General features: G+C 54.3%; 6 protein-coding genes. 3 read left to right on the top strand and 3 right to left on the bottom strand.

Annotated features, from left to right (window positions below):
• Positions 1 to 3 precede the first annotated feature (3 nt).
• Positions 4 to 945 carry a glycosyltransferase gene (locus ACQUTG_RS08130; protein ID WP_428918918.1) on the top strand — a complete coding sequence of 314 codons (942 nt, stop codon included), beginning with the start codon at positions 4 to 6 and terminating at the stop codon, positions 943 to 945.
• Here the strand turns inward: ACQUTG_RS08130 and ACQUTG_RS08125 are convergent, their stop codons facing one another.
• Together ACQUTG_RS08125 and ACQUTG_RS08120 are read right to left on the bottom strand one after the other, a co-directional pair.
• Positions 946 to 2,472, bottom strand: coding sequence for a lipopolysaccharide biosynthesis protein (locus tag ACQUTG_RS08125; protein WP_428918917.1), 1,527 nt, complete (start codon positions 2,470 to 2,472; stop codon positions 946 to 948).
• A 123-nt stretch (positions 2,473 to 2,595) separates the two neighbouring features.
• A complete protein-coding gene (locus ACQUTG_RS08120; RefSeq protein ID WP_428918916.1) occupies positions 2,596 to 7,077 on the bottom strand; it encodes a Kelch repeat-containing protein in 4,482 nt (1,493 codons plus the stop codon).
• A gap of 187 nt (positions 7,078 to 7,264) precedes the next feature.
• On the opposite strand from ACQUTG_RS08120, the gene ACQUTG_RS08115 reads away from it, so the two are divergent.
• Both ACQUTG_RS08115 and xrt read left to right on the top strand, forming a co-directional pair.
• Positions 7,265 to 8,215: a GNAT family N-acetyltransferase gene (locus ACQUTG_RS08115; RefSeq protein ID WP_428918915.1), complete on the top strand. Its 951-nt coding sequence runs from the start codon at positions 7,265 to 7,267 to the stop codon at positions 8,213 to 8,215.
• An 11-nt stretch (positions 8,216 to 8,226) separates the two neighbouring features.
• Positions 8,227 to 9,774, top strand: coding sequence for an exosortase (gene xrt / locus ACQUTG_RS08110; protein ID WP_428918914.1), 1,548 nt, complete (start codon positions 8,227 to 8,229; stop codon positions 9,772 to 9,774).
• Positions 9,775 to 9,797: 23 nt separating this feature from the next.
• On the opposite strand, the gene ACQUTG_RS08105 is transcribed toward xrt, so the two are convergent.
• The gene (locus ACQUTG_RS08105; RefSeq protein WP_428918913.1) at positions 9,798 to 11,807 is read right to left on the bottom strand and encodes a PA14 domain-containing protein; all 2,010 of its coding nucleotides are present in this window, start codon (positions 11,805 to 11,807) and stop codon (positions 9,798 to 9,800) included.
• Between the last annotated feature and the right edge of the window lie 98 nt (positions 11,808 to 11,905).

Below are 11,905 nucleotides of genomic sequence, written 5' to 3'. Positions count from 1 at the left end.
TTAGTGGACATTTCTGTGGTGTTGGCCACGTACAACCGGGATGAGATTCTTGCCAAGACCTTATTGAGCTTTCAGAGCCTTAAAACCGATGGCCTGGCTTGGCAAGTTTTTGTTGTGGACAACGCTTGCCGGCCTGAGACGTTGAAACTGGTGTCCGGGTTTTCTGAATCCCTTCCTGTCAATTACCTGGAAGAGGTCACTGCCGGCAAGAACAATGCGCTACTTCGGGCGATGCCTGAAGTTGAAGGGCAACTGGTTGTATTCACGGACGACGACGTTATAGCCGATCCCGACTGGTTGTTAAATCTCTGGTCCGGGGCGAAAAGGCTTCCGGAGTTTGATCTGTTTGGAGGGCGCATTCTTCCCGTGTTTCCGGAAGGTATGGAGCCGGAGGAGGGGATTGATCTGGACAATGGTTTTACGCGTTCAGCGTATGTGATTGCAGACTGGGATTTGCCCGAGGGAGAGATTCGGCCTGGAAGAATCTGGGGGCCCAACATGGCGGTCAGGAAAAGGGTGTTTGAGGCCGGGTATTCGTTCGATCCGTCGATCGGACCCTCCCAAAGTACAAATTACACAATGGGTAGCGAAACGGAATTCTTGCTCCGTGCTTCGGAGGCTGGTTTCAGAAGTGCGTACATACCCTCCGCCCTGGTTCATCATCAGATCAGACCAAACCAGCTTTCCATCGATTGGCTCAGGGGGCGTGCCTATCGGCAGGGAAAAGGGAAGGCCGCCCTATACCGGGAGTTCGATGGTTACAAACACTGGTTTGGTGTACCACGGTTTCTTTTTCGGAAGCTTTTGACCCTGTTTACTAAGACACAGCTTTGGAGATTCTTGGGTGATAGCCACCGCTATTACCTGAATGCCATCGAATTGGGTATGTTCCAGGGGATTTTCGCCTATTACCGGGAGAAAGATCGTCCGAAGCGTCTCCGGTAATCAGGGCTGAGTCTGTTTTCTTAGTCCAATGCCGGACAAGAGCAGATTGCGTTCCTCGTGATCCAGCAAGAGCAGGTATGCAAAGATCGCATAACTGCAGCCAAAGGTTCCGGCGAACAGAAGGAATTCCATCAACCCCGGGTCTCCGGCAGCAAAGCTGATGCCGAAATACCACAACAGTCCAAATACAGTAATCTTTGCGACTAAAGGAAGAACAGTTTGGTACAGCAAGGTCACGGGGACGCTGCTGTGACGCGAGACAAGGAGGGGAATGATGAACGGTCGAGTCACCAGGAAGGGTAAGGCGATGGCTATGGAAGCCGCAAGAAGAGGCTTCTCCATCAGATGAATCAGTACTGGAATAAGGATGAGGGAAGAAACCGCCTCAGTAGCCGAAACATAGGCCTGATACTGGTGTTTGGCGATGGCAAACAACACATTACTGTATGGAGCGGTAATAAATACAAGCAGTTTGGCTGAGAGCAGTACAACCAGAACAAGATACGCTTCGGCGCTTTGGAAGTCGCTTCCCATCCACAGGCGAATCAGGTCGTTTCCAAACAGGTAGGCTCCGATAAGTAACCCGCCAGCTACCATTGCGTTAAGGCGCAAAAACATTCGGACCTTGCGAGCCAGTTCAGCGTCGTCCTCTCGCGCAACCGCTTCGGTATACAGTGGTAATGTAAATCCGAACGCCTTGTACAGTAGCTGGTTGGAATATTCCACCAGCCGGACTCCCACATAATAGACAGTCAGCAAGGCAGGTGTGGTAAACGCCGCGACCATCCAGACATCCCCTCGTTCTTTCAGCAGCCGTGACAGGTCCACAATAAAAGCCCAGGCACTGAAACTGAAGATTTCTTTAACGGTAGCCTTATCAATGAGCCGAGGCTGGAGACGTACCTCGGGTTCCAGATAATGGGCGATGAAGCGAAATACCAGATTGGAAAAGAAGGACGAGGCCAGCTGCACAAGTGCAATGGCAATCAGCTGATATCCCTCAAACAGCAACCAGACAATGACTAGGGTGCTGATTACCTTGAACGCAATTCGGGAGTAGGAGAGAAGATCCTGCCTGAGATGATAACCAGCAATGCCCGCGTAGCTCTTGAAAGGAAATTCGACGGCGACATTCAGCCCGACAATCAGGATCAGAATCTGCACCAGCCGTGTGTTTTCAGGAGACTCGACGAAAAACGTTGCACCAAGTGCGATGACGACGGACGTAAGAATAATAATTAAAGACAGGGCAGAATAGATGGCAAAAGCGGTAGACATCACCTGGCTTGCGCGCCGCCGGTCTTTTTGTGACAGCGCATAGGCGATGTAACGGGTAACACTTGAAGACATCCCGATATCGAAAAGATAAAGGGACCCGACTATGCTCCCGATTACAATCCAGATGCCGTAAAGGTTTTCGCCCAGGATACGGATCATCAACGGCATCATGATCAGGCCGGTGATGATGGCAACAACCGTTTCCAGTGTCCGGGCGAGGGAACTGGCTACGAACCGCTTGGCGCGCATTGTGTACTATCCGTGTGAAAGTGGTCCTTGCGGTGAGTATAGCTTACAAGCCAGTCCGCTGTTTTCAAAGAAGAGGGGCTGACCGTGGTCAGCCCCTCTGTTTGATGGCCTGGAACTGAACAATCAGAACTGCAAGACCTCGTGGCTGCTGGTGTAGGAGTTACCGGTCTGTACGCCTCCACCGACAATATGAACCTTATTGTCAATGGTTGCTGTCGCAGCGCCATGTTTGGGTGTAGGCACTTTGGTCAGGCTGCGCCAACTATTGGTGGCAGGATCGTACTCTTCGTTTTGCTCGAAGACTCCGGAAATACTATTGGGATTAGCCTCGCCGCCCATGACCTGAACTTTGCCGGTAGCTGTTCCAACACTCATGGCCCGCCTGCCTGTGGGCATTGGAGTCATGTACTGCCAGGTGTTGGTGGAGGCGCTGTACTTCTCGACAGAAGAGAGTGCTGGCTCCGGGGCGGAACCATCAGAATTACGCACCCTTCCACCGAATACATACAGCTCCCCATTCAGCACGGCTGAGCCGGGATTGTCGCGGCGGGTTTGCAGGCCCGCTGCACTCTGCCAGGTCCCTGTGCCCGGGTTGAAGACTTCAACTGTGGCCAGGGATACACCGCTGTTGTCCATGCCGCCTACTACATAAATCAGCCCGTTTACAGCCTGGGCGGTTGCGCCCCCGCGGGCGGTCGGCATCGGCGGCAGGGTCTGCCAACTGTTGCTCGCCGGGTTATAGACGGCCGCATTGCCGACCGCTCCGGAGAAGGGCGCGGTTGAGCCGCCAAACACATAGATCCGGCCGTTAAGTGCGACGACAGCCGGATTTTCAACCCCCGGACCAGGCAGGTTGGCGCCCTGGCTCCAGCTATCCGAGTTCGCGTCATAGATGAAGAGCGTGGTCAGGTGACCGCTGGCATTTTTACCACCGACCATGTACATCCTCTCGTTGATAGAAGCGCCACTGGCGTCAAGTATGCTGATCGGGCTGGGCGCCAGGGTAAGCCAGCATCCCAGGCTTACAGGGCTGAGCGATGTTAGCTTGCCGCCACCGAACTGGCCTACGAAAATGGTGCCGTCGGGGCTACTGGTCATTGGCAACGGATCATTGAAACCGGTCACCAGAGGCTCCCCTTCGATGACGCCATCGCCGGTTTCATTAAGACGCACACGGAAAATGTCATCACCAATGGAATAGTTGGTTATCAACAGTTGTCCGTTCAGGTAGTCGCCAACACAACCTTGAGCGCCGCTGTACTCGATAATAGCGTTGGAAGATTTGTGTTCCCCCAGATCGAAGAGAGCTGGTTCATAATTGGGCAGCGGAGCGACATTCTGGTAGCTGCCATCCTTGAACACGCACTCGTCACGGTACGGGTTGGGGTGACCGTAATACTTGCCTTCCTGAATCAGCAGTAACAGGTCTGGTTGTGCGCCGGGGTTATGTCCGCCGTTCAGATAACTGGCGGTATTTGCGAGCCCGGTACAGACTGGTTCGGGTTTTGGCGGATAGGTACCGGTAACACCAAGGCCGTTGTCTGTGGCGTACATCTTGCCGTTGGAGTGGAATACAAAGTCGTAGCTGTTTCTCAAACCAGTGGCATAAGGCACCACGTCACAGGGAGGCGGGCCGTACATGTTCGTGGTATTCGCACAAGTGCCATCAAACGATGCGGCGAATACATCGGCTACGACGATAGCTGCACTGAGTGGCTGCTCTGCCCGGTCTCCGAACTCGGATGCCGAGCTGTTCGGCGCGCCTGCACCTGTGTTGCCCCCGACAGCAATGTACAAACGGTTGTCGTCGCCAAAATGAATGGAGTTGATGGAATGGTTGGCGATTGCGCGGGGAAGGCCGGTGATTCGGTGTTCCACATTCGCAAAGTTTGTGCCGCTGAGGCGGGTGACCATGCCGGAGTTAACTTCACCATTATCAATGGACGGGCTTGAGTGAGCTACCCAGAGATCCATGTTCCCGGCTGTTGCATTCGGCGACACGGTGATACCCAGGGTGAGGCGCGGTCCTACGCTGTTAATCAGGGATTCGATGACCTGATCGTCCACTACATTCATATCGGCATCAAAAGTGAGGGCGCGGATGGTGCCGAACAGTTCTGTTACATAGAGTCGGTCATCGGGTCCCCATACCATGGAGGTCGGGTAGTCGATATTGTAATCCTTACGCAGGAATTCCACTGCGGATTCGGGCGAGAGGGGGCCTCCCCCCGCTTCCATAGTGAACTCATCGAACAGGTAGGTTATCGGGCTCGAACCGTTACGGTGAGTTGCAAAAATACCAGTAAAGCTGCGGGTACCAATCTCCGGATCTATTCCTGCGGCATCGAAGCTGAAGAATTCATCCGGGGGAGACACGGTTCCTGCCTGCTTGGTGGTTCCACCTTCGACCTTGTAGGTCAGATCCACAGTCCGGTTGTAGGGATTCACAATCATCGAGAGTGTGACGTCGGCTCCAGCAAGACCAGTTACCGTGATGTTCTTTTCTGTCGCGATGCTTCCTGCGAGTTCAAGGAGGTAGTGAATCTTTAGCCCCTGGGGAGTAGAGATGACTACCAATTTCACATAATTGTCCTGATTGTTTCCGAACCAGAGTCCCGCTTGTTCGTAATTGCCGCTCCCGGCCGGAACGTTCAGAATTTCAGTGGAAATCTGTGTGATCTGGTTCGGTGCCGCGAAACCTACTCCGAGGGCATTGTCCTGGCTGTTTATATTCTTGAATGAAATGCCGGAAGTAGTGGTGTACTTCAAAACACCTTCGAAAAAGCTCATTTCCAGGTTGGCCGGTATATACCCGGACCCACTGGCCGGTTCATCGAGCCATGTAAACCCTGTTCCCCAGCCATTGGAATCAGGGTAGTAACCCTGACCTTCGGTGAAGGTGAGTTGATAGGGCAGATCAATGCGCACGTCGCTGCATGGTACCGGTGCGCACTTATCATTACTGGACAGGATCATGGTTACCGGAACATTGATCGCTGATCCACTGCTCGGTGTAAGTGTGATCGTGGCGTCGAAGCTACCGGTGGTAAGGCCTGAGCTGTCGACCTGTACACTGAGATTCTCGGGCGTGGTCCCGCTGGTGGGAGACACAGAGAGCCAGGGCATATTGGTACTCACAGTAAAACCCTGACTCTCATTGGCGCTGTGACTAACGCTCAGGGTCTGGCTGGAGATTGGAGAGTCAGGCTGACCGTTGAATACCAGCGAGGTAGGGTTGGCCAGAATGCCCTGAGAGCCCGAGGTAACAGTCAACGTATAGGTGAGCTCTCCTGCCGTGTACCCTGAGGCACTGGCTGTGAGTTTTCCGCTGTAGGTGCCTGCGGCGAGCCCGGCTGGATCCGCAGTAACAGTTATCGTTGCCGGAGTCGTGGCCGAATTGCCGGTGGCAGACAACCAGCCAGCGCTCGATGAAATTGAGAAGCTGGCGGAGGAGTTATCGCTCGCGGTCAGGCTGACACCTGTCGTAATGGGGTCCGGATTATCGACGTGCCGGGATCCGGAAAGGCTGGCGTTACTGAAGGAAAGCGCCGCCATGTCGTTGGCGACAGTGAAGAACTCAGTCACCTCGTGAAGGCTACCGTCGCTTTCCCTCACGACCGCAGTGACGGTATGGCTACCTTCAATCAGTATCGAGGTGTCATAAGGATAGGCTGTGTCGTCCGGTGCTGTGCCCGCCATGTCATAGGGAGGCATATTTTCAGTCTGGTTGGGGGTACCTGATTTCTGAGGGTTATCGATGTAGAACCTGACCTGAGACATGCCACTTTGCTGGGGCACGAAGACATAGATATCCCCGGCAACCGTAGAGCCATTAAGCCCGGTAGCACCGGAGCGGTTAGGCGAGGTGCTGATCATCAATGAATAAGCACTGTTTGAGGGTTGTACCACTGTCAGGTCAACCGTCAGGTAAGCTGTAGCAATGCCGGTACCGGTAGCCTCTACCGTCGCTGTATATTGGCCGGCGCTCAATCCGTCCGGGTTTGCGGTGATGGTGAGGGTTTCGGGTACAGTGCCGGTGGTGGGTTGCACTGTCAGCCAGCTGGCATTATCGGAGATAAAGAACGTCTCACCACCCGATGTTGATGAAGACAGACCCACCTGTAATGTTTTAGAACCGCTGCCCGCCTCCAGTGCAAAATCCAGATTCGTTTGGCTGAAGGAGAATGCTGGCGCAGAGTTGTTGACTGTAAAAGTTGCTGACAGTAATTCGCTGGTGCCATCGGTGTACGTGGCACGCGCATAAACACTGTGTTGACCGTCGGGAATGGAGTTGGTATCGAACGGGATTGCCGTGAGATCGGCCGCTGTCCTGTTGAAGTCAAACGGCTTCAGCCTCTCCGTCACTCGTGGCGAGGCTGGAGGCGGATTATCCAGGTAAAAATCAACTTGCTTTATCCCGGTTTCCGGCGCCACAAAAATGTACACCAGATCATTGAGTTGGGCACCGCTGAGCGCAAGAGGAGCAGTCCGCTCCGGGGATGTGCTCACCAACAAATTGGGCGCTGCCTGAACGGCGAATGTAGCCAGAAAAAAACACGCTGCCAGAATGAAACGCAGGGTATAACGAAGCCGGAAATCACGCATGCCTGGTTGCCTCCCTCAAGACTTTTTGTAATTCCTTTTCCCCCTGGATAGCGAGCATCTTTCTTGCCAGTCAAGCACTTCAGGCCTTAATACAATGTGATATGCTCGACCGTAATCTGCGTGCAGCCGCAGCTTGTAAGGTTTATTGACAGGCCTTGTCAGCGGTTTACTCAAGGACGACGCAAACATGAATCTTTTTCTGACCAGAGCCTGGCAGGATGCCTGGTGGAAGTACTGGGGATCGACCCCGGGTTTCGAACTCGTGAGTGAAGGCCGGGGTTGCTCGGGGCTCTACCTTGACCGCTACAGGTACAAGGGCGTTTTGCCCGTAACCTGCCTGCAGTTCATCGGCACGAACTATCGCCGGCTCTCCACGCCCCGTACTGAGTACAACAGCCTTCCCATTGCTACTCCCGATGCAATATTTTCTGTGGATTGGAGTGAAGCGGTGCTCGCTGACATGCAGGAGGACGCACCCGCGGTCCGCGCTCTTTTAGATTTGGCCGGAGAACGCCAGTGCCTGGTTCGGCGAGTTGGCGACGATGTTGCCTACGCCATTGAGACGAATGGCCTTTTCAGCGACTACCTGGCGAGGCTGGGCAGTGGTACACGTTTAAGGCTGTACAACCGTCGTTCGGTCCTGGAGCAGGTGGGCGGTGTGACTATCGGGAACTGGTGGCCTGACAAACTTGTCTCATTTTTTGAACTGTTGAATGATTTCCATCGTGACCGCTGGGGTCAGCCCTGTTTCAACGAGACCAGTCTGGCATTTCATCAGGAGTTTCTGAGGAATATTGTTCACGAGGGCGGCAGGCCGGAACTCTCGGTGCTTTGCGTTTCGGGCAGACCGGTTTCTGTGCTCTACAATGTTCTGTATAGAAATGTGGCATATAACCTGCAGGCCGGGTTTGTGGAGAATTTCCATAAAAAGCTGGCCTTGGGTACGCTGCATCTTGGGTACAGTATCGAAGCGGCGTTCGACAACCGCGAAGTTGAAGCTTTTGATCTGCTCGCGGGCGGGGGAAAAAATGAAGACTACAAGGCAAAACTCGCAACCGTTCGAACACCCCTGGTATCGCTGATGCTGGTGCGCAGCCGGCTTTTCAAACTGCTATACCGCATCAAGGACTCAAGGTAGAGAATCCGGACATGGATCGTTCCACACTCCAGCGGCATTCCCCATGGCTATTACCGGTCGTTCTTCTGGCTGGAGCCGGGATTGCTGTCTGGCCAGCTCTCCAGGTGCTTTTCAGCCGCTGGCAGAAGTTCGACGAATCCTATTCCCACGGCTTTCTTGTTCTGCTCGTTTGCGTGGTGCTCTCCGTGCGCAAATGGCGAATCCTCCGCCCGGTCAACGGGTTTTATCCGGGCTGGTTATTTCCTCTTGCCCTGGCAGCCGCTGTCTACCTTGCTGGCAGTGTCCTTTTTGTCGAGGCTTTCCAGCAGATAGCAATGGTTCCGTTGTTCCTCGGTTTGCTGTTGTTGATTTGGGGCTGGCGACAGGCGTCCGCGTTCTTCCTGCCCGTTGGCTTGCTGATCTTCGCTATTCCGGTGTGGGATTACCTGTCCTGGCCGTTGCAGCTGATCACCGTTGCGGTGAACCAACTACTGTTGTCGGCACTCGGCATCGATTTCACCGTTGAAGGCGTGTTTGTTTACTTTCCAGGGGTGGGGGCCTTTGAGATCGCTCATGGTTGTTCCGGGCTGCGTTATCTCCTGGTCGGCCTGACGATTTCCACCATTTATGCGGAACTCAGTTATCAGCGCCTGACTGATCGGGTGATTCTCCTGGTGGCAGGGGCGCTGCTGGCCATGGTTGCGAACTGGATCCGGGTGTTTGTGATTATCTATGTTGGTTATGAATCCAACATGACTTCCTCGCTGATCTGGGAGCATGACTATTTCGGCTGGTGGGTCTTTGCAGGAACACTCGTCCCGTTGTTTGTGCTGGCAAGGTATCTGGAGCACAGGCAAGAGCAGAGGCCCGCAAGCTCAGCCGGAAGGGGTCTTCCCGGGAACAGTGGGGGTATGAAAGCCTGGTTTTCACTGGTTCCTGCTTTGGCATTTGTAACCCTTGCATGGGCGGTCGAATCCTCAACTGCAGAAGCAGATTATACGGGCTCTGATCGGCATGGCTTTGAACTTCTTCCGTCTGAACAATGGTTACCCCTGTTTCGGGGTTCACTCGGGGGGTGGCAGCCGGTCATCCAGCAGCCTGATCTGGAATCGACCGGGGTTTTTGTTGAGCGGGACGAATTGCAGCCTGGACAAGCCCAGCCTGAATACTATGTCGGTCTCTTCACCTATAACCAGCAACGCCCCGGTAGCGAAGTCGTCCAGTATGCGAATCGACTTTATGATGCCGATCTCCTGCTTCCCCAGCAGACTTTCACTGTTCCAGCCGGGAGTGACACAACGTTGACCGGACTTGCACTTAAGTACAGGCAAAGCGAATCCAGGGTGTATCTTGCCTATGGCTATTACGTGGAAAGTTTCTGGCAGGCCGATGAGCTGAGAGCCAAGCTTGCCCAGTTACCCGGGATCTTCAATAACCGTTCTGACGCATCACTGCTCGTGATTGGCGTCCGGTGCGACGCCTGTGATGGAAAGGCCAGCCTGAGGAGGCTGGCCCCCATGGTCCGTGAGCGGATCGAGACCCGTCTGGACGATCGGTTCGGCGCGACCGGGGCCAACTGATACAACTCCAACGTAAACCAGAGTCACTGTACCTCAGCGGAAACCGGCTCAGAGGGAGCGCTGCTCAGTCCGTTGGTATCAACAACCCGAATGGTGAAGTACCAGAGTCCCGGGGTCAGGTTACTGAACGTGTAGTTGTCCTCGCCACCACCAACGTTGACGCTCTGATCCAGGTTGGCGACATCCTGGCCATAGTTGATCACGTAGTAGTCAATCTCGGAGAGGGCAATCGAGCTTCCGTCCATTCGGGTTGAAGGGGCCGTCCAGGTCAGCGTGACAGTGCCCCCGGTTTCCGATGGTGCTGGCTCACTTGTTTCCGGAGCCGTGGTCTGTGATGAATCGCCCGAGACACTCGTCAGCGTGTACGGGTCGAGCCCGCTCTCGTATGCCTCGATATTGCTGATGCCGGAATCGTTGTTCACGCCATCGGCGTCAGGAACCCAGGCGTTGAGACCGTACTGCAGCTCCCAGGTATCCGGAATGCTATCGCTATCGGAATCGACGCTGGCCATCTGGGTGATATCCGGCGAGACAACAGTGCTGACAGTATCGACGTTGGAATTGGTACTGAGGTTTCGAGCACTATACTGAGCAACGGCTGTTCCTGTGCCCTCGTAGTACTCCATGGTGAGACGCAGCTCCTCGCCGGCGTTCAATGCCCGGTTATAGGTAAAGGTCGTGGGAGCATGAGAGGACCAGTCATTGATTACGAGTTCCCCGTTGGCATAGAGACGGACGCCATCATTGGTACGCACTGAGAATTCATAATCATTGGTTCCTGTTGAGTGAGGTGCCGTAAAGATACCGCTCCAACGGACGGAGAAGTTGTCAGCGGGGCTTTCCGGGATCGGCGCGCCGTTGCCCCAGTTGAAATCGACGGTTTCATCGACCTTTACCGCGAGCAGGCGCTCAAAATTGGTGCCCGAAAAATATTGCCCTGTAAAACCGGTCACGTAGGCGATTTCCCCTGTCTCCGGTGCTGGCTCGGGTTCCGGGGCAGGGGCCGGTGCTGGGCTGTCACCCGCTTGGTTAAGCTCTGTTCCGGCAGTGTATTCTTCCAGGTTGGTATAACCATCATTGTCCAGATCCCCGGAAGCGTCAGCGGAATCCAGCGGGTCCAGCCCATAAGCGTACTCTACGCCATCCGGAATCCCATCGTTATCGGAATCCGGATTTCCTTCGGCTGTACCAATAAGGAACTCATCCGCCGCGGACAGTAAATCCTGATCCGGGTCGCTGGTGGCGTCCGAAGCGCTGCTGGGATCGAGGCCATGTACGATTTCCCAGTTGTCATACAGTCCATCCTGGTCCTGGTCCAAGGGGGGGAAAGACGGATTGAATGCAAGCCCCTCAGAGCCGTCGACGAATCCAACTCGATAGCCAAGATTGTAGGCTTCCTGGCTACTCTGACCTGTGTCCATTGTTGGTTGTGCCCAGCTGTATATGTAGTCACTGCCAATTATTTGCTGCGAAATTCCCGGTCCTTCCCAGGCTACAGCGAAGTGGTCACTACCCGAACCCTCTTTCTGCAGAACCTCAAAATAATACCTCTGGCCAGAATCCAGAGTGACATAGCTGGATGTTTGTGAAGAGTATTTGGTGAACTGGTTGACGCTTGTCCAGCCGGGAACCAATGCGATCAGGGAAGCATCATCCGGAGATTCCGAAACGCTGAGCCAAAATTCGGCTTTGTCATTTGCACTCAAAAAGAACCGATATTGCCCGGATGAGGGAGGGCTGATGAATCCCCTAACGTAGGATCCATAGTCCTCAGCTCGGTTCTCCGGATCTTCCAGACTGGTCAGAACCCCGACCTCGTCGGGATTATCCGGAAATTTGGGGGCTGACGTCATCGTAGCTATGTCGGTCCCGGGGAGGTTGTCATAATACCTGACCTCAACCTGGCCAGGCTCACTGGTCTCCGGAACTGCCGCAGTAGGAGGAAGCGACTCGATATCACGGTACTGCCAGCTCTGGCAGCCCGTCACGAACAGAATGGTGCATCCCAGCGCAAGAACCTTGCTAACAGACATAGTCATCCACCTTCCTGGCTAATGAAATAGTCTGTTAAGTATGGTGCCCACTGCTTTACACGCCAGCACGGGCTTGGAACATTTCGCTCTTTGTGCCT

It is taken from the genome of Marinobacter sp. DUT-1 (assembly GCF_050379415.1).
GTDB lineage: Bacteria > Pseudomonadota > Gammaproteobacteria > Pseudomonadales > Oleiphilaceae > Marinobacter.
This window is presented reverse-complemented; position numbering and strand designations above follow the sequence as displayed.

Bases quoted from the DNA above. Each gene is read 5' to 3' on its own strand.
- ACQUTG_RS08125 (WP_428918917.1), bottom strand. From the start codon at position 2,472: ATGCGCGCCAAGCGGTTCGTAGCCAGTTCCCTCGCCCGGACACTGGAA.
- ACQUTG_RS08120 (WP_428918916.1), bottom strand. From the start codon at position 7,077: ATGCGTGATTTCCGGCTTCGTTATACCCTGCGTTTCATTCTGGCAGCG.
- ACQUTG_RS08115 (WP_428918915.1), top strand. From the start codon at position 7,265: ATGAATCTTTTTCTGACCAGAGCCTGGCAGGATGCCTGGTGGAAGTAC.
- xrt (WP_428918914.1), top strand. From the start codon at position 8,227: ATGGATCGTTCCACACTCCAGCGGCATTCCCCATGGCTATTACCGGTC.
- ACQUTG_RS08105 (WP_428918913.1), bottom strand. From the start codon at position 11,807: ATGTCTGTTAGCAAGGTTCTTGCGCTGGGATGCACCATTCTGTTCGTG.